The following is a 20,408-nucleotide window of genomic DNA, read 5'->3' as shown; positions in this document are numbered from 1 at the left end:
AGAGGAATGACTGTGCAGCGCAAGTATCGCGTGATCCAATGGGCCACGGGCAACGTGGGCAAAGTGGCTATCCGCCAATTCGTCGAGAACCCTGCCTTCGAGCTGGCCGGCGTACTGGTGACCAATCCCGACAAGGTCGGCAAGGACGCGGGCGAGCTTGCCGGCCTGCCCCCCACGGGCGTGATCGCGACAGACGATGTCGAGACGATCATGGGCCTTGCTGCAGACTGCGTGCACTTCGCCGGCGCGGTTGAGGATCTGGACACGCTTTGCCGACTGCTACGCTCAGGCAAGAATGTCGTATCACCGCTGGGCCCGTTTTACCCGTCCAACCAGTATCCGCACTCCGTCGAGACGAGCGAAGCCATTGCGGCCGCCTGCCGCGAAGGGGGCACCTCGTTCCACGGATCCGGCATCCATCCCGGCTTTGCCGGCGATCTGCTGCCTCTGATCCTGGCGCGCGCGGCCGGACGGATCGACCATATTCACGTGACCGAGGTGGTGGATTTCTCTGCCAATCCCTCGAGCTACATCCCGTTCATGGGCTTTGGACGCGAGCCGGCGGACCTTCTTGCGAACCCGGCCCGCTCGCCCGATGCCGCGCTGATGTTCTCGCAGTCCATGGCGATGGTGATCGAGGCGCTCGGCAAGACAATCGAGCGGATGGAAACGAGCCTGGAACTCGCAACCGCCACGCGCGACATTCCCTATCCGGGCGGAGTTGTGACGAAAGGCACTGTCGGCGGCCAGCACTATGAATGGACGGCGATCGTGGAGGGCAAACCGCTCATGACGTTCCACTGCTTCTGGACGATGGGCGATGCCATCGATCCGGCGTGGAATTGCGGACCCAGCGGCTACAGCGTGCGCCTGGAGGGGGATCCGGCGCTGATGATGACCCTCTCCGGCATCGACGACCAGGGCCGCCCTCAGTACCCCGGCCTGTCACTGACCGCACTGCTTGGAGTCAACGCGATCCCGGCCGTGTGCGATGCACCGCCCGGCATCGTCACGCATCGGGAGATGGGCTTGTTCGTACCGCCCGGCCTTCTTCGATAGGAGGCTCAGGAGGAGACGGGGCGGGCTGGGTCCACACCCGAGTGGGAGGGGCTGTGGGGCCGAGCCCGAGAGGAAGTGGGGTGGGCCCCAGCCCACCCCACACGCCTTAGAACCCGTCGACAGCCTTGCTGACGAGGATGTTGACCGCAACGCGGCGGTTCTGGGCCTTGCCCTCGGGCGTATCGTTGCTGGCCGCCGGATCGGCCTCAGCCATGCCGGTGGGGGTCAGCATGCGATAGGGCTTCCACTTGCAGGCCTGCTGCAGGTAATTGACGACGTTGGACGCCCGCTTCTCGCTCAGCCGCTGGTTCAGCTCCTGGCTTCCGGTCGAATCCGTGTATCCCACCACCAGCAACAGCGCGTTGTCCATCGCCTCGGCTGAAGCTGCCGCCGAGCACAGATCGGCCTTCGCCTGCTGCGACAGCACCGCCTTGCCGGTGTCGAAGTTCACGTTGGTCGTGCCCTTGATGTTGTACTTGTCGATATCGCCCATCCGGCCGCGCAGCGCCTCGGTCGCGGCAGCCTGCTCGGTAAAGCGCTGATCCGTACCGTTGTGGATCATTGCCGCGGTCTTGAGATCCTTGTTCTTGAGATCGATGTGGCTCGCCAGAAGCTGACCGCCGGGGGCCTGCAATGTCTTCACGCTCACGGGCAGGCCGGTGAGCAGCTGAGTGGCCGCCAGCCGGTCACGGTCGAGGCCCAGGAAACCTCCGCTCGCCTTGATCTCGGTAGCGTCGTTGATGGTGACGACAGACTTGTTCCCGTCAGCCATGGTCACCTGCATTCTGTCACCGCTGCGTGCGGAGATGATGCCGTCAATCTCGGGTCCCTTTGTCATCTCGGCCGGGTCGGGCCAGGACGTATCGGTCACTGATCCGGAGATCCCGGCTTCGTATCCGTCCTGCGGCTGTGCGGCCACGCTGACCGACACGGGGCCCGCAAGCATAGCGAGCAGCAGAAGTACTTTGGGGCTTTTGGACATCATATTCACGGCGCTACTCCTTTAAAACTCGATGAGTTCGGGCCTGCGCTTCGCAGCTTCGCGTCCAACTGCCGCCCTGTCGTAGCGTATTCGGCGGTCAGAACCCCCTCCCATCTCATTTCCTCGAAATGTGCGGCATGGTGCCGCACCTGAACACTTGGGGCTTTGTGGGTGTTCAGGACAACATTTCGGCCACATGAACATACCCGAAGCTGGACCAATTGCACCGTTAGCTTGAGTGCATTGTGCGGCGAACCGAGGGTGATTCAAGCCACATCACTGTCGCAAATGCGAGTCATGGACAGCCTGTTGCGGGGCCGGATCAGCAACAGGCTGTCCCAGCAGAGCAGGTTCACCGCCTGCGCCTCATGCGCCACACACCCGTCCTGCCGATGTCCGAAATCTGTCATCGAAACGACCCGAGGCTGCCAAAAATGTAGGCCAGATGCTGCGCCGCAACACACAGGTTCAGGGGGACCACCTATGCGCAGAAAACTGTTCAACCGCTCCGTTCTGGTCGGAACGAGTCTCGCGGCTCTCATGTGCTGGACACCGGCCCGTGCCGACGAAGCCGCGGATGCAGCAGCCGAGGCGGTCGCCGGAGCCGCCGGAAGCGAGGCGGGCGCGGAGATGATTATCGTCACCGGCCAGCGCACCACCTTCAACAACAGCGCGGTCAGCGAAATCCTGATCGATGACCAGCCCCCGCTTCAAAATGCGATCGACCTGATCGACACCTTGCCGGGCGTGTCCGTCAACCAGGGCGATGCCTACGGCTTCGACGACTGGTCGACGACGCTGTCGGTTCGCGGTTTCCAGACCAACCTCGATCAACAGCAGGTCGGCATCACCATCGACGGCATGCCCAACGGGGATTCCGGTTATGGCGGCGGCGCCAAGGCGAACCGCTATGTCGACACCATGAACCTTGCCACGGTCGAGGTTTCACAAGGGACGGCAGACATCGCCACGCGATCGAACGAGGCGCTGGGCGGCACCATCAACTTCGTCACCTCCGACCCGCTGGAAGAGCGCCGGGTACGCCTGTCCGGATCGTTCGGCGATGCCAAGGCGCAGCGCTATTACGGTCGGTTCGACACCGGTTCGCTGCTCGACGGACAAGTACGGGCGTGGATCTCCGCCTCGCATCAGGAAGCGAGCGACTGGATCGGGGGCTCGGCCGAGAACCGCCGCACCAACGTGGCTGGCAAGTTCATCATCGAGACGCCCGTTCGCTTTACCGGCTACGCCAGCTACGACGATGCGCACGAGGACAACTACGACCAGATCTACTCGGCCGAGCAGTTCGCCACCGCGCCCGACCGCGACGGCCTGACTTCGTACTGGACCGGGGTGCCGGTTCTCGATCAGCAGTATCGCCGCGTGTGGTCGACCCTGCGTGAGAACTTCTTCACCTATCTCAAGGCCGAGACGACGATTGGCGAAGCTTTCGACATCAAGGCGTCAGGCTATTACCATGACATGTCGGGCCGCGGCGACTGGGCTCCGCCCTATATCGTGGACGTCATCCAGGACGGAACGGGTGCGCAGAGCGAACTCGGGTCCGGCCGGGTAGACGGCACGCCGTCGTGGTGGGCCACCCTGCCCGCCGGGTCGACGGTGCCGCCCCGCTATACCTTCGTGAATGCCCAGGGCGTGGCTCTTACCCCGACGCTCTGCGCCGATGCCACAGATCCCCGCTGCTACGTCGCGGGCGCAATCGGTGCCCAGTCCTACCGTCACACGCACTACAGCAAGAAGCGCATTGGCGGCACGCTGGACGGTGCATGGACAGCACAGGTCGGCGCGGTGGAGAACGTGCTGCGCGGCGGCCTGTGGTATGAAGATACCCGCCGCAAGGAATGGCGCGACTGGCACAACGTGGTGGACACCACCGTCGGTCCCGACTTCGCCGACGCGCCCTACTGGGTGCAGTATAACCGCCGCTATCCGCAGGACACCTTCAAGTGGTACGTGCAGGACGCGGTCACGTTCGGTCCGGTCACCGTCAACTTCGGGGCCAAGCAGTTCATCAATCACATCGATCGCGAGGACATCTTCGGAGAGACGCCGAACGCCAAGGTCAAGTCCAAGTCCGACGTGCTCTTCTCCGGCGGCGTGCAGTTCCAGGCCATGGAGAACCTCAACCTGTTCGGCGGCTATGCCGAGAACTTCAAGGCGCTGACCGACGCGCTGCTGGAGTTCGGGGACGAAGCCTTCGTCGACATCGAGCCGGAGACCGCCAAGAACTGGGAAGCCGGCGTGCGCTACACCACCCCGGTCTTCCAGGCATCGGCCACATGGTTCAAGAGCAAGTTCGCCAATCGGGTGATCTTCGTGCCCAACACCAGCGGCGCGGGGATCGACTATCTGGGTGAAGGCGACGGCACCTTCTTCAACGCAGGCGGCATCGATTCCGAAGGCTTCGAACTGCTCGCCAACGTGCGGCCTCTGGAAGGGCTGACCCTCTACGGCTCCTACACCTATATCGACGCGACGTACCGGGGCACTGGCAACGCCGTACTCGACGAGGAGCAGGGGATCACCGCGGGCAACCGCGTGACGGGCATTCCCGAGCACATGTGGGTGCTGTCCGGCAGCTACAGCACTGGCCCGCTCACCTTCGGCGTCACCGGCAAGTACACCGGCGACCGTGCAGTCAACGTCGACAACACCTGGATCGCGGACAACTACTTCCTCACCGACGTGAACCTCTCGCTGAGGGGCGAGGCGCTGAGCGAACTGCTGAAGGCGGTCACGCTCTCGCTTACCGTCAACAACGTGACGGACGAGAGCTACCTTGGCGGCATCTCTGGCAACTACGCCTGGATCGGCACTCCGCGCACGGCTGTGTTCACCGTTACGGCTGACTTCTGAGCAGAAGTCGGCCGAGCGGCGGAGCAGGAGGGGGACCTGCTCCGCCGCGACTATCCCCCTTTCAACGAGTATACCTGCCATGACCGAACCGACCTTCCCGACCGCAGTGTCGCGCCGCGCCATCTTGGCGGGCCTGGCAGGGACCGCTGCGCTGATGGCGCTTCCGGCGCGGCTGCTGGCCCAGATCGCGCAGACTGACCCGGTGTTCCGCCACGGAATCGCCAGCGGCGATCCCGATGCGAGCAGTGTGATCCTGTGGACGCGCGTAACGGCGCCCGACGCGGGACAGGCCACGCCCGTCATCTGGGAACTGAGCGACACGCCCGACTTTCGCACTCTGCGCCAGTCGGGACAGTTCACCACCGACGCCTCGCGCGATCATACCGTGAAAGTGCTTGCTCGCGATCTCCCGGCAGGCGGCACCTTTTTCTACCGGTTCCGCGTCGGCGATGCGGTCTCGCCAATCGGCCAGGCCCGGACGCTGCCGAAGGGCCGTCTGGATCGCCTGGGCATCGCCCTCGCCTCCTGCTCGAACTACGCGTTCGGTTACTTCAACGCCTATGACGCCATCGCGCGCGACCCGGCGATCGACTTTGTCCTCCATACCGGCGACTACATCTACGAGTACGGAGGCCCCGATGGCTGGGGCGAAAAGGTCGCCCGGACTCTAGGCCGCAGCCATGAACCTGCGCACGAGATCGTGAGCCTTGCAGATTATCGAACCCGCCACGCCCAGTACAAGACCGATGCCGGCTCCCGCGCCATGCATGCCCGGCACACCATGATGGCTTGTTGGGACGACCACGAGAGCGCCAACAATCCGTGGACTGGCGGCGCCCAGAACCATCAGCCCGAGACGGAAGGCGATTGGGCGGCGCGACGCGCGGCATCGATCCAGGCCTATTACGAGTGGATGCCGATCCGAGAGCCGGAGCAGGCTGCGGATCCTGACCGTTCACGCGCGCAATTCTGGCGCGCCTACACCTTTGGCGACCTCGCTATGTTGCACACTCTGGAGACCCGCCATACCGCGCGGGCCGAGCAGATCGACTATGCGCAGCATGCGTCATCCATCGTGGACGGGGCCTCTGCCGAACGATTCCGCAAGGATGTGCTCGGCGCACCCGACCGCCCCCTCCTTTCTGCGGAGCTGGAGACCGAACTGGAAGCAGCGCTCAGACAATCGGTCAATGCCGGTCAGCCCTGGCGGATCATCGGCAGCCCGATGGTCATGGCTCGGCTCCACGTACCCGACGTCGCCGCGCTGGGCATTCTGCCGGACCCGAGGCCGCAGCTCGCGGCGGCCAGATCATCCGAAGAACTGGCTAAGCTGGCCGCTGATCCGGCGGTATCGCTGGCCTGGAAGGGCTTGTGGAACCTGCCCGACTACACCGATTCATGGAGTGGCTACCCCTGGGCGCTGGACCGCTTCTATGCCCTGTCGCAGAGGGCCGGCGCTGGCGATCTTGTCGTCCTGTCAGGTGACAGCCATAGCTTCTGGGCGAACAGTCTGGTCGACGGATCGGGCCGACCGGCGGGTCTGGAGTTCGGCACCGCGGGCATCTCCTCACCCGGCGACTTCATCGAGAGCGGTTTCAGCCCGAAGATGTCCGTCACTCTCGACCGCGCGTATGCCGAACACATCCCCGAAGTCGTGTGGACGGATAACATGCACCAGGGATACGTCCGCATGGAGTTTGGGCGCGGGAGCGGCAAGGCCAGCTTCGTTGCTGTCAGCACCTTGCTTTCGCCCGACTACACGACGCAGGTCATCCGCGAGATGCCTTTCGAACGCCGGAACGGACAGGTGCGCTTTACCTGAGAGAATTGCGTCCCGCTCCGGTGAGAGCGGGACGCAGCAGGTGAAGCGGGTACCACCGGAGCCGCGGTCCCGGCATCCGGTGATACGCAGGGAGGAGCTACTCCAGCGGTTACTCCAGCTCCAGGGCCGTGCGAATGGCCTGCCAGGATAGCAGCTTGAAGTTCTGGGCCTCAGGCGCGTTGTTGCCATCTTGTGCCACGAACAGACCTTCAGGCCACTGCGGCCCGAAATCGCCCAGCGCCAGTTCGATCCCGTCTGTGTCGCTTGTGCCATCGATGGAGCCGCCTGCGATGCGGAACCGGCCCAGCCGCGCACCGCTGCCAGCATCGAACACGACATAGGCATTCTCACCCTGGCTGGAGGCAACCAGGATCGTTCGCCCATTCGCCCGTGCAGCCGCGAGCCCTTCGACATCGGCGACGAGGCTGCTCTCTTCTCCGACGCGGGCAAAGGATTGCGTTTGCGGCTGCGCCTCGTTGAGGTCGAAACGCCAGATGCCGACGTCCTCCTCGGCCACGAACAAGTGGCGCGCCTGATCGTCCACCACGCATCCCTCTGACTGGGTGGCGAGCTTCATGCTGCGCACATACTCGGCGACGATCGTGCCAGCCCTGTCGATCAGGCGGCTCTCCGCCACTTCGCCATCCTTCAGCACGACATAGGCACGCGCCAGTTCATCCGCGCCCAACGGTCCGCCCATGCAAAACCCGTAGGCTTCTGCCGGAGCATGGCCGGACGGCAAGAAAGGCTGTGTGCCCAGCGCGGTCAGCTTGGCGCGGGCGCCGTCGAGCGCGAACATGGCTACGCGGGGGTTGGCGCGGTCGGTGCGATCGCTGGCTGCGACCAGAACCATCGTCGATCCGTCCGCTCTCCTGATCTCGCGCAGGTCGACGTTGTTGAGGGCTCCGGCGGCGACAAAATCGCGCACCTGCCCATCGAGCCCATAGACATAGAGCCCCGCCTTCTTGTCGGTTCCCAAGATCAGGCTTGCAGCCGGATCGGCCGCATTGCGCCAGATCGCCGGGTCGTCTGCGGCATCGGCCCGGGCGGTGCCGACAGGCGCCGTCTCTACCTGAGCCGGTATGTCCACGGCAGGCCACAAGCTGACCGCTCCCGATCCACCCGAAGAGAGCGCGTTCGCACAGCCACCGAGTGACAGCGCAAGAACGAAGCAGGCGTTCAGCGTACGCGCGCGCATCAGAACGACACCCGGGCGCCGGCCTTCATGGTCCACTTGTACTGCTCGAACTGCAGCAGGTTCTGCCGACTTCCGACGGTGTTGTAGGCGTAGTACTTCGCGTTGTTGATGTTTATCCACTCGTAGAACACCTGCACCTTTCGCGTGACGTTGTATTTCGCGCTGAGGTCGAGCTGGAAGTGATCGTCGACGATACGGTCCTCCGCTTCCACTGCGCCCAGTTCATCGAGGTACTTGGAGCGATAGGTTCCGGCCACGCGGAGCGAGACGGGACCCTTCTCGTAACCGAGCGCCGCGTTAAAGGTATGCTTTGAACTCGCCGGCAGGTCGATCTTGCGCGGCTCGCTCAAGTCCCCGTCGGTCGGCACTTCGCCGGTCGCATCGGTGTACGTGTAGTTGCCCTGGACGATCAGCCCATCCAGAGGCGAAGGCAGGAACCGCAGCGCCTGCGCATAGCTCAGTTCGAGGCCCCAGATCTTCGCTGTATCGCCGTTGATGAAGCTCGTCGCCTCATCATAAGGGATGCCGTTGTAGATCCCGTCCTCGTCCAGATTCACTTCCGCAGTGAAGTTCTTGACGCTCTTGTAGAAGAAGCCGCCGGTCAGTGCGCCGCTGTTTCCAAGGTAGTATTCGACGCTCGCGTCAAAGTTCCAGGCGACGTACGGCTTCAGGTCGGGGTTGCCGAACGAACCCTCGCGCCGTCCGTCGTCGTCCTCCTCCACGGAGAAGCGCGGCGCAAGGTTCGACAGCTTCGGACGCACCAGACTCTTGTAGCCGGCGGCACGCAGCACAAGGTTCTGCTCCGGCTGCCAGCGGACGGTAAGGCTCGGCAGCCAGTTGCCATAGCTGCGCTCAAACTGGTTGGGCACGGTGATGATGGTGTCTTCATCAGCGATGCTGCCGTCCGGGAGCGTGCCATCCTCCTCGATCTGGGTGACGGTGTTGGCCCGGATCTCGTTCTCGGTATGCTCATATCGAACACCGCCGATCACCCGCAACTGCGCGTTGTCGAACCGCGCCAGCAGGTAGCCGGCTGTGATATCCTCGCTGACCGCATAGTCCTCGGCAATCGAGTCCAGAGCGCTATCGTACTCGTCCAGTTCGAAAGCGCCGCGGTTGGCATTGAAGAAGCGGCGGGCGCCGCGCTTGCTAGGCACCGGGGAGATGTCAGTGATGCGGTAGGTCTGCCGGCCAAGGACATCGGCAAGCGTCATGTCCCCGTTTTCCCAGTACTCGGCTTCCAGGTTGTACTTCTTGTCGCGCCAGCGTCCCTTGGCCCCGCCCTGGACTGTGAAGGTGCCGCTGCTCATCGCGAACTCACGCCCCAGGTCCAGCTTGGCCGACCATTCCTCATCGGTCGCGCCGGACAGCGCCGTCACCTCGATGCTGTCCAGTTCGTACGCAGAGGGGTCGGCGAAGTCTGCCACCGCGCCAGGACTGCCGCTCACCGAATAGCGCGGAATCCGACGATCGCTGAAGTCAAACCCGATGTTCAGGCCATCATCCTCGAACGCCTGCTCGAAGTTGGCCGGATCGATCGAGCCGTTCTCGCGCTCCGACGCCTTGGACCAGCTCGCGGAATACCGCGCGTGCCAGCCATTCGCGTCGGTTTCACCGCCCACGACGAGGCTGCGGATCCGCTGGCGTTCGAAACGGTCCTTGATCGAGCGCTGAAGCCCAAGCTCACCGCCCTCATCGCTGAAATTGATATTGGGCCCACTGCCCGAGATCTCGCCCGCATCCTCCAGCTTGAAGCTGGTTTCCCGCCGATACTCCTGGTCATCGAACTGGCTGTACAGTCCGCGGGCGTAGAGAACCGTGCTCTCTCCCGCGCGGAAATCGAGATTGAGGTTGGCAGACAGGCGCTTACGTTCCACGTCATAGTCGCGGTAGTTGACCTCCTCGGGGAAGATCAGGCCGTCATCCTGCGCCCAGCCGTCTGCCTCAACGTTGTCGGTCTCGAACTGGCGACGATAGTAGCTGATGCCGCCGGAGACGCCGAAGTTGTCCGAGAGCTTCTGCGAGAAATCCAGACTGCCCTTGGGTGTGAGCTTCTCTGCATAGTCGCTATAGCTGCCTTCTGCCTTCACGGTCAGGAGGTTCTTGCGCCGTGCAAAGGCGTTGGTGGTATTGATCTCGATCGATGCGCCGATGGTGTCGGCGTCCATGTCGGGCGTGAGCGACTTTTTGACTTCGATGGACTCGATACTATCGCTGGAGATCACGTCGAGCGCAACGGAGCGGACATCGCTCTCAGGAGCGGGCAGGCGCACACCGTTCACCGACGTCGCGTTGAGCTCCGGGTCGAGGCCGCGGACGGCAACGAAGCGACCCTCGCCCTGATCGTTGAGCACGTTGATGCCGGGCAGGCGACGCAGCGATTCCGCGACGTTCTGATCGGGAAACTGGCCGACCGCGTCGCGTGTGAGCACGCTTTCGACGCCATCTGCGGCCTTCTGGCGCGAGAGCGCGCTGCTGAGGTTCGCTGACTGGCCCAGGACGAGAATGTCGGTGCCGCCGATGCCGGCCAGCACGAAGTCTCCGGAGACGGTACCAGTTTCCTGGACCGTGATCGTGCGCCTCTGCGGCCTCGCGCCCACATACCGCGCTTCCAGAGTGTAGGTCCCCGCCGGCACGTCGGAGAAGCTGTATCGCCCGCTCCGGTCGCTCTCGACGACGCGATTAAGCTCGATCAGCCGCACAGTGGCCGATTCCAGAGCGCGCGTACCGCTCTCATCGGTGACAGATCCGGCAACTTCACCGGCGTAAGCAAGCGTTGGCAAAGACGCAGTGGCAAGCAGCCCGGCAAGCAGGCGGACCGAGTTCTTCATGGTAATGTCAGTTTCCCCCGTTGTACCCGTCGGTATCGGGGCGGCCTCTACTTAGGCTCTATGACACTCCCGTGCCGGTGCGATGACGCTTTCGTGAAAGGTGGCAGACGGGAACACTTCGATGCGGAGAACATTCCCATGAAAGTCTCGACCATCACGGGGGAACTGGACCAATGTATAGCTGGGCAATTACACTGGCGATCATCGCCCTGATCGCGGCCGTTCTCGGCTTCGGCGGTATTGCAGGTGCTTTGGCAGACATTGCGCTGATCATTTTCGTTCTCGCGCTCATTGGCACCATTATCTTCTTTATTCTTGGCTGGAGAGCGGCCAAGTCGATAGACAAGAGGCTTTAGCGGTTCAGGCCGACTGCCTTCACAGGGCGTCCATTCATCTTTAAGCCGCAATCCCCGTAATACTCCTATAGGGGCGTCAGCGCGTACGCCGCCGCGCCCCTGACGGTCACGGCGGAGTGATGGAGCGTTGATGTGGGAGAGGAACGGCAATCCATGAACGAGCAGGCTGAGTCCTCGCCCTCCAGCTCGTCCCCGATCGGACGCATCGCCGCGATCACGGTTACCATCGTCGCCATCGTGGGCGTCGCGTGGCTGCTGGTGGAGCTGGCCGGGTTTCTGATGCTGGTTTTCGCCTCGCTGGTGCTGGCCGCGATCTTCGATGCGATGACGCGGCGGGTCTGCAAGATCACCCGCATGAAAAGGGGCCTTGGGCTGGGTCTCTCGGTCACACTGATCCTGGCGGTGTTCGCCGGCGTGTTCACGCTGTTCGGAACGCAGCTGGCTGGAGAGTTCGACACGATCCGCCAGAGCATCCCTCCTGCGATCCAGCAGGTGCAGGACTTTCTTCGGCAGATCGGTCTGGGCGGAACGCTCGACAACCTTCTTCAGGATGGCAGCAACGATATCTCGGGATATCTCGCTCAGGCCGGCAGCTACGTCCTCACCGCAGGCAACGGGCTCGCCAACTTCGTCCTGGTCTTCGTCGGCGCCATCTTCATCGCCAGCGACCCTGCGGTCTACCGGAGAGGCTTGCTGCTTCTGATCCCCCAGAAGGCGGAGGCGTCTGTGGCCCGCGCGCTCGACGATGCCTCCCGTGGTCTCGGAGGGTGGATGACCGGTCAGGCCGTCTCCTCACTCGTGGTGGCGGCTTTCACCTGGCTCGGCTTGTTCCTGCTGGGCGTGCCGGCTTCGGGTGGGCTGGGTCTGATCGCCGGGCTGCTCGACGTGATCCCCATGATCGGCCCGATCATTTCAGGCATACCGGCAGTTCTGCTGGCGTTCACGGTGTCCCCGGCGACGGCTTTGTGGACCGTGGGTCTGTTTCTGCTCGTACAGCAGATCCAGGGCAACTTCCTTCAGCCAATGATCCAGAAGCACGCTGTCGATGTTCCGCCCGCGGTCCTGCTCTTTGCAGTGGTAGCCGCAGGGCTGCTGTTCGGGTTCATCGGCGTCTTGCTGGCCGCTCCGCTGACCGTCGTCGTCTATGTGCTGATCCAGCGGATCTACGTCAGCACGCTGCTGGGCAAGGAGATCAAGGTGGCCGGTCAGGACTGACCCGCCGCCCCCGGCTGTTCGCCATTCCGGCGCAGGCTGACGCGCAGGACTTTAAGGCCGCTCATTTCCTCGACTACAAGGCGCCATCCGTCCCGAACCAGGGTAGCGCCCGCCTGCGGCACTTTCCCGCTCGACGCCAGGAAAAGCCCGGCGACGGTCACCACGTCATCCTGCTTCAGATCAATGTCATGGTCCTCCGCCAGCTCGGCCAAGGTGACTTCCCCGTCCAGCAGGAGGCTGCCGTCCGGCATGCGGCGGATCCAGTCGGAAGCGGCGTCCCCATCTTCCGCGATCAGGTCCTCGACCAGATCGTCCATCGTCACGAAGCCGAGTGTCCCGCCGAACTCATCGACCACGAGCGCGGCGTGGATGCGGCCTTTCTTGAACAGGGCCATCAGCTCCGTTGCCGAAGTCTCGGCCGCGACATAGGGCAGCGGCCGCAGGATGTGGCGCAGACTGGCAATCTCGCCCTTCAGATGCGCCCGGATGAAGTCCTTTACGTGCAGCACGCCCAGGATATTGTCGAGCGACTCTGCAAAGACCGGGTATCGCGTCTGGCTGCTCCCGGCGATGAGCTGTGCCAGCTGCGGTAGCGGAGTGTCGGCGTCTATCGCTGCAAGGCGCCCGCGCGAGGTCATCAGTTCCTCGGCCGTGCGATCCTCCATCTCGAACAGGCCGTCGATCAGCGTGCGCTGCGCTTCGTTCAGCTGCCCGCTCTCCGCAACCTCTTCGGTAGCGATGGCGAGTTCCTTCGAGGTGTACAGCATTGCCCCCTTGCCCGGATCCTTGATGCCGATCAGCCGCATGAGAGCGAAAGCCAGGTGGTTCAGCAGGAAGACCATCGGCTTGAACACCACCGCGAACAGCCGCATGACCGGGTTGACCGAGATACTGATCGCTTCGGGCGCCTGTAGGGCCAGAGCTTTGGGGATCATCTCTCCAAAGACGACATGCATGTAGGTGATGCCGCCCAATGCCACGACGAAGCCCACCGCGTGCGCTTGCTCGTAGGTCATCCCCCAGCTCTCGAACACAGGGTATAGCCAGGATGCGACAGCCGGCTCGCCGTACATGCCCAGCCCGATGCTCGCCAGTGTTATGCCAAGCTGCGCGACTGCGATGTACGCGTCCTTGCCTGTCTCCCGCTCATAAACGCGGGCTAGCCAGCGCGCTGCACGGTTGCCGCCCTGTGCGATCGATTCCAGCCTGCTCGGACGCGCGCCGACCAGCGCGAACTCGGCGGCCACGAACACCCCGTTGATGACGACCAGGACCAGGATGACGAGGATCGGGACCAGATACTCGCTCATGACTCATCCCCGCTAGGGTGGGTCATGACGAGCACGCGCTGCACCGCATGGCGGTTCATCACCTCGACCTTCAACCTGTACGGTGTTCCAGGAACGGCGAATTCGTCACCCACCTGAGGCAGCCTGCCCAACTCGTGCCAGACGAGGCCCCCGATCGTATCCGCCCGGTCGTGCGGAAGTTCGATGTCATGCCGATCGTCGAGAGTGGAGATGGAGACATCGCCGCGAATGCTAACGCCATCTTCACGGACGATCACTGTCTCCTCTTCGTTGTCGAACTCGTCCTGCAACTCGCCGAAGATCTCTTCCAGCGCATCTTCCAGAGTGACCAGACCTGCCACCGTCCCATATTCGTTGATGACGATGGCTGCGCGTCGCTTGGTTGACTGCAGCGTACTCCACAGTTTGGGCACGCTCATGAACTCGGCGACGATCAGCGGTTCGCGCTTGATATCGCCGACGCGGATCTGCGGGTCGCGCTGCACGGCGGCGAAAAGGCTGCGCAGGTGCACGATGCCCACGATATCGTCGGAGTTCCGCCCGGTGACGGGAAAGCGTGAAAACGGCGTAGCGGCGGCCCGCGCCAGTGCGTCGGCAACGGTTTCTTCGGCAGCAATCAAGGTCAGCCGGACGCGCGGCGTCATGATCTCGCGCACGCGCTTGGCATCGACACCCAAGGCTCCGGCCAGCATGTTGCGCTCCTCCACGTCGATGAGGCCACCTGCGGCACTGTCCCGGTACAGATCCTCAAGCTCCTCGGGCGAGTGGACATGCACGTGACCGTGTTCACTGTGGATGCGCAGCAAGCGCATCAGCGTGAAGGCGGTGCCGTTGAACACAAAGATCAATGGACGGAACACCAGCAGGCTGAGCCGCATGGGCATCAGCGTTGCGGTCGCCAGACGCTCGGGGTAGCGCAGCGCGATAGTCTTGGGCAGCAATTCACCCAGGACCACCTGAAGCACGGTCACGCCCAGCAGCACGATGATCACCGCTGCGCCCTGCCCGCCCAGCGCACCCAGATACGGCACCAGCAAAGGGGTCAGCTGCGCCTGCCCGTAAGCGCCCGCAACAAGGCTGCTCAACGTGATACCGACCTGACAACCCGCCACATAGTTGTCGAGCAGCTTGGGATCGCGAGCGATCTTTAGCAGCGCGGCAGCTGGCTTGTTACCACTCTCGGCCGCTTCCTGAAGGCGCGACTTGCGCGATCCCACGGTCGCGAACTCCGCTGCGACATACAGCGCGTTTGCCACTACCATGAGAAGGATAACAGCAACCGTTGTGACGATAATGATGGCCGTAGCACCCTCTTGAACTGAGGCAGGTGCCGTATCACCCGAGCCAAGCGACCACAATACGCGTCACTTGCGCTAACCGGACAGTGGCAGGTGCGGTATTCGCTGTGCCAGCGACAGGAACTCAGCCAAGCGCAGCTTCGATCAACATTTCGGCAACTTTCTCTGGCTCCGAAAGCATCAGATCGTGGCCGGTGTCGATTTGGCGCACATGCTGCGCATCGTTCCATCGATGGAGCAGCGCTTCGGGCCGTTTCTTGAGCGTACCGGCACAGTTGATGATCGCTCGCGGCAGCCCCCTCACCCTCTCCGCGTCGCGCAGTACAAGACGATCGACAAGCGACTTCCATGGGTGCGGCGTGAGGCGGGCCATAGCCCACTCTTCGTATGGGCACCCCGCGAGGCCGTAGATCGCCGCCGCTGCCGCGTCGGGCCAGAGGCCCAGTTCCACTCCGTCGACTTCGCGCGTCGCTCCCGCCAATGCCAGCAGCCCGGGGGAGACGTCGACCAGAGCCTCCCCGTCCTGCGGTATGGCCGCGTCGAGGTAGACGAGCCGCGCAACGCGCTCGATAGCTCGATCGGCAGCCCCCGTGATGACCATTCCGCCATAGCTGTGCCCAACGAGCACAATCTCGGTCAGATCCTCATACTCCATCAGCCCGGCTATGTCGGCGATGTGCGTGTCCAGCCCAAGCTGCGGCGACAGAAGGTGCGCCCGATCCGCGAGGCCCGACAGCGTGGGTGCATAGACCTCGTGCCCGGCCTTACGCAGCAACCGGACAACGGGTTTCCAGCACCAGCCGCCATGGCCGCCGCCGTGAACGAGAAGAAAGGTCGTCACCGCCGCTCAGGTGTTCGCGGCGCCGTTGGCTAGGATGTGGGCGCCGGATACCCAGCTCGCCTGCGGGCTCGCAAGGAAGGCGACCACCTCTGCGATTTCCGCCGCGGTCCCGATCCGGCCAAAGGGCGAGGCATTGTCGAAGAAAGCGCGAAAGCCCTCCGGCGCGGTATCCATCATGCCCGGGGCCGTCGCGCCCGGAATGACCGTGTTCACCGTTACCCCTTGCTTGCCCAGTTCCTTGGCCCAGCTCTCCGTGAAGCTCTTGATGGCCAGCTTTGTCGCGGAATAGATGCCCGATCCCCCCATCGGGAACTCCGCGAGGCTGGAGGCCAGGTTGATGATCCGCCCTCCCGCACCCAAGCGCTTCGCCGCTTCGGAGGCGACGAACAGCGGCCCGCGAAAATTGACGCCCAGCATCCACTCCAGCTGGTCCTCGTCGAGATCCGCAAGCGCTCCACCCGCGCTGACCCCGGCACTGTTGACGGCGATGTCGAGCCGACCGAATTGCTCGTCAATCGCGGCAAACAGCGCGGTGACGTCGGCCCGCCGAGCAACATCGGCACGGAAGGTGAAGGCCTGCCCACCTTCGTTGCGAATGGCGTCGGCGGTAGCACGCGCGCCTTCTTCGCTGCCACTGTAGTGAACGGCGACATTCGCGCCATCGCGCGCGAGCCGCAGGGCGATCTCGCGACCGATGCCCCGGCCAGCGCCAGTCACCACAGCCGCCTTCCCTTCGAGAACCCCGCTCACCATCGCCTCTTCTCCCTGTTCATGTCTCTCGCTCGATCCTGGCAGTCCAGGCGCCCTGAGCAATGAGGCGCTCCATCACGGAACGCGTGAGATTTCCCACTCGCACAGAGGCATGCGTCAGCACCAGTGCCGGATTGCGCACGAGGTTGAGCGTGCGCCGGAGGCCGTCGCCCGCGAACCGCGCCACCGCGATCCTGCTGGACCAGTGCGCCTCCATCACCGCGCATCGGGGCAGCACGGCATAGCCCGCTCCATCTGCGACCAAATCGATCGTAGTGGAGAGTGAATCGATTTCGTGAGCGACGTTCAACTCCACGCCAGCGCGGGATGCATGAGCTTCCAGTATCTGACGCAGACCGTGTTGGCGGCCAATTGTGATCAGGGGTTGGCAGGCAATCTTTGCCAAGGACACTTCGTCATCGGACAGACTGCCGTGCGGACCTATCGCCACCAGCTCATCGCTCGCCAGCGGGACCGTCATCAGGTGGCGCAGGGGGCCTGTGTCGTAAATGATGCCAAGGTCGATCTTCTCAGTCTCGATCCAGCCGCGGATGCTGCCGGTGAACGCCTCTACAATCCGCACCTGCACCAAGGGAGCCGCGACCGTGAGTTCCTTCACAAGCGCCGCGCCCAAAAGCTGTGCGACCGAAGGCGGCATGGCGAAGACCACCTGGCCCCGCGCCTCGTGACGCAAGTGCCGTGCGTCCGCCACGGCCTGCTCTGCGGCATGGATCACCTCCCTCGCACGCTCCTGGAACACACGGCCCGCGTCCGTCAGCGTAACGCCCCGCACGGTCCTGTTGAACAGTTGCGTGCCTACCTCGTCCTCCAGCCGCAGCAGTTGCTGACTCAAGGAAGGTTGCGCAATGCCGAGTGATTCCGCGGCGCGACTGATCGAACCGGTTTGCGCGATGCGCAGGAACGCCTTGAGATGTGCCGTGTCCACCGGGCGGACGCTACTCCGCGGCGACTTCGAGCGCCACCTCATGCGTGACGGGGCGCATATCCACGACCCAGCGCATGGAACGGCGCATCGGCTCGATCCCATCATGAGGCGAACCCGGCGGCATGTGATGCGAATTGGCGTAGACCGTCATCGGATCGCCACCCGCAAGCGAAACCAGCCGCTGCACGCCCGCCAGGGCGAACGCGTCCAACACGCGCGAGCGAATGCTTTCGGGATAGATGCCGACAGTCTGCGTGGTATCGTCGCACCATTTCAGGACGTCGTTCAGGTCGTCGACCGGCACGATGTTGACCACCCGGTTGTTGAGCTTGTCGAAGAACTCGACCCGGTCGTCGAACTTGGAGACGACGAAGCCGCCTTTCAGCGTATCGCCTTCCACGTGGTAGAAGTCGTCCTCCAGCGCCACGGCCGCCATTTCTGCCTCCAGCTCGCGATTCGGCGTGACGAATGGGACGGAGAGCAAAGGCGGCAGCCGATCGTATGCGGCCACCATCTTGCGGCCAAGAGCGACGACCTTTTCGATGGACTCGTCGTCGGTATCGCTCTCCACGTAAACGATGCGCGTGTTGGCGCAGGCAGTCTGGTTGTAGAAGCCGGCGAGTGTGGCCAGCCCGACCGCGGCTTCGTCCATGGCCTCCTCGCTCTCGAACGTCTCGCGGCCAACCATCGACATCGAGTACTTGGGATTGAGCGCAGTGAGGTCGATGCCCGGTTGCAGGAACTTCTGGATGTGCCTGACCGAGCTCATTCCGCCCCAGGCGGTGATCTTGTCGATGCGGCTGGTGCGCACGACCTGCGAGTCCATGAACTCGTCCCCGCCCTTCCAATAGGCGACCGCGATGTGCCGCGTCACCGGGTGATCGGGCGCGATCCCGATCAGCGTGCGGGCAATGGCATTGGCGGTCAACGGATCGTTGGACGGCGACTTGATCAGGATGTCGGACTTGGTGAGGCCCGCGCGCGCCACCGTCATGGCCGCCACCACCGGCACATTGCCTGCCGTGATGTGCAGCTGCCGGGTTCCGACCGCGCGGATGCTGACACTGTCGTAGTCGCCGCCACTGGAGACCCAGCCGTCGAGGTAGTTCAGCCCGATGGTCTTGTCGACGAGCGCGGTCATGCCTTTGGCGTCGAACATGTGCGGCAAGGCATCGTAGACTCCGCGCAGGATCGGCTCGGCAAGTCCGCCGGCCTTCAGTGCCAGCGCAAAGCTCTCCTGCAGCAGTTCGTTGTCGTCCAGCTTCAGGCGATCGCCCAGTTCCGCGAGCAATTCGATGATCTCCGCCATGGGCGTATCGTGCAGGTCGCGCATGCGCGAGGTGTCACCCAGCACCAGATCGTGAATGTGCTTATGCGGGTCTGCCTGCCGGAAATCGGCGCCACCCCGGCCCTTGAAGACCACGGCATCATCGCCGGGCATGATGACCCGGCCACGCGCGATGATCGGGATGTCCATCGCATCGCTCATCATGCGTCTCCCTGCACGAATTCCATGAACTCGTTATAGGCCTGCTGCGATCCCGCGCAGGTGATCTTGTCGTCCCCGCCTTCGCTTTCGGCGAAGCGGCGGATGGTCTTGGCGATGCGCGGCGCGCGCCAGCCGGACTCGTTGTCGTCCCAGTGGATCGTCACTTCGTCACCCGAAGTGAAGCCGCCCCAATAGGACTGCGGGATCAGATCCACCAGCACCAGCCGGCCGGTCTGCACGCCCTCGCGAGGGAGCGCCTGGCCATCCTTGTCCATGAGCAGCGGCACCGAATAGGGAGGCAGGTAGAAGAACCCGTCTTCGGCGAGCGGCGCGTTGCCGATGCACTCCGAAAAGCCGTACTGATTGCCCATCCGCTCGATGCCGAAGAACTCCTTGATCTGTTCTTCCCAGTCGTCCGGCGCGTCCTTGTAGCCCTTCATGCCGCCGCCGCCCATGAGGATCGAGCCGGGGGCGAATTCGCACCGCGCGCCACGGTCGAGCCCTGCGCGGGCCACGCGGTACATATCAGCGAAGGTGCCGCCGATCTTCACGCGCTGGCCCTTGAACTGCTCGATCAACTCGCCAAACCATTCGTCGAGATCGCCATCGCGTGAACGGCCTTGGCTCAGCATCTGCTGCCGCTGTTCAAGCAGCGCGGGATCAAGCCCCAGCGCCGCCACTTCGCCCTTATCCTCGGCGGCCTGGAGACGGCCTGACAGCGCCATCAAGTCGGCGGGAATGTGGGTGTCGTACAACGTGTGGTAGTTCTCTGGACCACCAGCCATCTCGACGTTGAACAGGCTCATCATCTTGAGCATCGTCTGATAACCGCCCCGGTAGCCGGGGAAGAATGTCGGCAGCTTGGTCGTCCACGGATTCACGCCGCTGGCCGCGTAGTTGACGTTGAAGAAGTGGAATTTCCATGGCCCCAGTTCGTCATAGCTGCGCGGAACGAAAGAGAGCTTGCCGGTCGTGCCGCTGGAGTACGTCACCAGCATGCCGGATGCCTCCAGGCGGCCCAGCCACTCTTCGATGGTTCTCAGGCCGGTCAGGTCGACACGGGACAGATCGTGCGCCGTCAGCTTGTCGAGCCAGCCCGTCAGCTTCTTGAAGTCGCGGTTCTCGATAATCTGGATCGGATAGTTCTTGAGCACGCGGTGGTCGAAGCAGACCGGGAGTATGTCCTCCAGCTTGTCGATCGTGTCGACACCCTGGCGGTCGGCCAGCTTCTTCAAGGCGGGAATGCGATCCCGAAGACGGTGGAACTGGATGCGCATGGCCTCAAGCTGGAGCTTCTCCCGCTCCTCGCGCGGGATCGACATGAGGTCGTCCCAGCTGCGATAGGTCCATGCTGCGGGGTTGTCGGGCAGTAGGCTCATGGCCATCGCATTTCCTCTCGTCGTTCTAACACGATGAGCATAGGCGGACGGCGAC

15 protein-coding genes are annotated in these 20,408 nt (G+C 63.5%); 5 read left to right on the top strand and 10 right to left on the bottom strand.

Annotation, left to right across the window (positions count from 1 at the left end; all coding sequences use genetic code 11):
- Positions 1-6 precede the first annotated feature (6 nt).
- Positions 7-1,059 (top strand): NAD(P)H-dependent amine dehydrogenase family protein, encoded by a 1,053-nt coding sequence (locus tag ABUH87_RS15850; RefSeq protein WP_367775075.1) that lies wholly within the window; start codon positions 7-9, stop codon positions 1,057-1,059.
- A gap of 106 nt (positions 1,060-1,165) precedes the next feature.
- Here ABUH87_RS15850 and ABUH87_RS15845 read toward each other — a convergent pair whose 3' ends face one another.
- Positions 1,166-2,050, bottom strand: coding sequence for an OmpA family protein (locus ABUH87_RS15845; RefSeq protein ID WP_367775074.1), 885 nt, complete (start codon positions 2,048-2,050; stop codon positions 1,166-1,168).
- A 474-nt stretch (positions 2,051-2,524) separates the two neighbouring features.
- Between ABUH87_RS15845 and ABUH87_RS15840 the strand changes: the two genes are divergently transcribed.
- Positions 2,525-4,918, top strand: coding sequence for a TonB-dependent receptor (locus ABUH87_RS15840; protein WP_367775073.1), 2,394 nt, complete (start codon positions 2,525-2,527; stop codon positions 4,916-4,918).
- Positions 4,919-4,997: 79 nt separating this feature from the next.
- The gene (locus ABUH87_RS15835; protein WP_367775071.1) at positions 4,998-6,740 is read left to right on the top strand and encodes an alkaline phosphatase D family protein; all 1,743 of its coding nucleotides are present in this window, start codon (positions 4,998-5,000) and stop codon (positions 6,738-6,740) included.
- A 109-nt stretch (positions 6,741-6,849) separates the two neighbouring features.
- Here ABUH87_RS15835 and ABUH87_RS15830 read toward each other — a convergent pair whose 3' ends face one another.
- Positions 6,850-7,938, bottom strand: coding sequence for a phytase (locus ABUH87_RS15830; RefSeq protein WP_367775070.1), 1,089 nt, complete (start codon positions 7,936-7,938; stop codon positions 6,850-6,852).
- Positions 7,938-10,769, bottom strand: a complete 2,832-nt coding sequence (locus tag ABUH87_RS15825) for a TonB-dependent receptor (RefSeq protein ID WP_367775069.1) — start codon at positions 10,767-10,769, stop codon at positions 7,938-7,940. Before ABUH87_RS15825 ends, ABUH87_RS15830 begins: the two co-directional genes overlap by 1 nt.
- 173 nt (positions 10,770-10,942) lie before the next feature.
- Between ABUH87_RS15825 and ABUH87_RS15820 the strand changes: the two genes are divergently transcribed.
- Both ABUH87_RS15820 and ABUH87_RS15815 read left to right on the top strand, forming a co-directional pair.
- Complete coding sequence (locus ABUH87_RS15820) at positions 10,943-11,125, top strand: DUF1328 domain-containing protein (RefSeq protein WP_367775068.1); 183 nt, start codon at positions 10,943-10,945, stop codon at positions 11,123-11,125.
- A 153-nt stretch (positions 11,126-11,278) separates the two neighbouring features.
- Positions 11,279-12,340: an AI-2E family transporter gene (locus ABUH87_RS15815; protein ID WP_367775067.1), complete on the top strand. Its 1,062-nt coding sequence runs from the start codon at positions 11,279-11,281 to the stop codon at positions 12,338-12,340.
- On the opposite strand, the gene ABUH87_RS15810 is transcribed toward ABUH87_RS15815, so the two are convergent.
- The 7 genes from ABUH87_RS15810 to ABUH87_RS15780 all read right to left on the bottom strand — a co-directional run bounded on the left by ABUH87_RS15810 (position 12,331) and on the right by ABUH87_RS15780 (position 20,353).
- The gene (locus tag ABUH87_RS15810) at positions 12,331-13,650 is read right to left on the bottom strand and encodes a hemolysin family protein (protein WP_367775066.1); all 1,320 of its coding nucleotides are present in this window, start codon (positions 13,648-13,650) and stop codon (positions 12,331-12,333) included. The two genes, ABUH87_RS15815 and ABUH87_RS15810, sit on opposite strands and share 10 nt — an antisense overlap.
- Positions 13,647-14,912 carry a hemolysin family protein gene (locus ABUH87_RS15805; protein ID WP_367775065.1) on the bottom strand — a complete coding sequence of 422 codons (1,266 nt, stop codon included), beginning with the start codon at positions 14,910-14,912 and terminating at the stop codon, positions 13,647-13,649. The genes ABUH87_RS15810 and ABUH87_RS15805 overlap by 4 nt, the downstream gene beginning before the upstream one ends.
- A 160-nt stretch (positions 14,913-15,072) precedes the next feature.
- Positions 15,073-15,789: an alpha/beta fold hydrolase gene (locus tag ABUH87_RS15800; protein WP_367775064.1), complete on the bottom strand. Its 717-nt coding sequence runs from the start codon at positions 15,787-15,789 to the stop codon at positions 15,073-15,075.
- Between the two features lie 6 nt (positions 15,790-15,795).
- Entirely contained in the window at positions 15,796-16,542 is a 747-nt protein-coding gene (locus tag ABUH87_RS15795) for an SDR family NAD(P)-dependent oxidoreductase (protein ID WP_367775063.1), read from the bottom strand.
- Between the two features lie 16 nt (positions 16,543-16,558).
- Entirely contained in the window at positions 16,559-17,485 is a 927-nt protein-coding gene (locus tag ABUH87_RS15790; RefSeq protein WP_367775062.1) for a LysR family transcriptional regulator, read from the bottom strand.
- A gap of 10 nt (positions 17,486-17,495) precedes the next feature.
- The gene (locus ABUH87_RS15785; protein WP_367775061.1) at positions 17,496-18,977 is read right to left on the bottom strand and encodes an acyl-CoA reductase; all 1,482 of its coding nucleotides are present in this window, start codon (positions 18,975-18,977) and stop codon (positions 17,496-17,498) included.
- Positions 18,974-20,353 carry a phenylacetate--CoA ligase family protein gene (locus tag ABUH87_RS15780; RefSeq protein ID WP_367775060.1) on the bottom strand — a complete coding sequence of 460 codons (1,380 nt, stop codon included), beginning with the start codon at positions 20,351-20,353 and terminating at the stop codon, positions 18,974-18,976. The genes ABUH87_RS15785 and ABUH87_RS15780 overlap by 4 nt, the downstream gene beginning before the upstream one ends.
- Positions 20,354-20,408 lie beyond the last annotated feature (55 nt).

Origin of the sequence: Novosphingobium rhizovicinum (genome assembly GCF_040813635.1) — a bacterium.
Classification (GTDB): Bacteria; Pseudomonadota; Alphaproteobacteria; order Sphingomonadales; family Sphingomonadaceae; genus Novosphingobium; species Novosphingobium rhizovicinum.
Note: the sequence above shows the minus strand (reverse complement) of the source record. Positions and strands in the feature narration are given on the sequence as shown.

Coding starts and splice junctions, on each gene's coding strand:
- ABUH87_RS15850 (WP_367775075.1), top strand. CDS start 7: ATGACTGTGCAGCGCAAGTATCGCGTGATCCAATGGGCCACGGGCAAC.
- ABUH87_RS15840 (WP_367775073.1), top strand. CDS start 2,525: ATGCGCAGAAAACTGTTCAACCGCTCCGTTCTGGTCGGAACGAGTCTC.
- ABUH87_RS15835 (WP_367775071.1), top strand. CDS start 4,998: ATGACCGAACCGACCTTCCCGACCGCAGTGTCGCGCCGCGCCATCTTG.
- ABUH87_RS15830 (WP_367775070.1), bottom strand. CDS start 7,938: ATGCGCGCGCGTACGCTGAACGCCTGCTTCGTTCTTGCGCTGTCACTC.
- ABUH87_RS15825 (WP_367775069.1), bottom strand. CDS start 10,769: ATGAAGAACTCGGTCCGCCTGCTTGCCGGGCTGCTTGCCACTGCGTCT.
- ABUH87_RS15820 (WP_367775068.1), top strand. CDS start 10,943: ATGTATAGCTGGGCAATTACACTGGCGATCATCGCCCTGATCGCGGCC.
- ABUH87_RS15815 (WP_367775067.1), top strand. CDS start 11,279: ATGAACGAGCAGGCTGAGTCCTCGCCCTCCAGCTCGTCCCCGATCGGA.
- ABUH87_RS15810 (WP_367775066.1), bottom strand. CDS start 13,650: ATGAGCGAGTATCTGGTCCCGATCCTCGTCATCCTGGTCCTGGTCGTC.
- ABUH87_RS15805 (WP_367775065.1), bottom strand. CDS start 14,912: ATGGTAGTGGCAAACGCGCTGTATGTCGCAGCGGAGTTCGCGACCGTG.
- ABUH87_RS15795 (WP_367775063.1), bottom strand. CDS start 16,542: ATGGTGAGCGGGGTTCTCGAAGGGAAGGCGGCTGTGGTGACTGGCGCT.
- ABUH87_RS15785 (WP_367775061.1), bottom strand. CDS start 18,977: ATGATGAGCGATGCGATGGACATCCCGATCATCGCGCGTGGCCGGGTC.
- ABUH87_RS15780 (WP_367775060.1), bottom strand. CDS start 20,353: ATGAGCCTACTGCCCGACAACCCCGCAGCATGGACCTATCGCAGCTGG.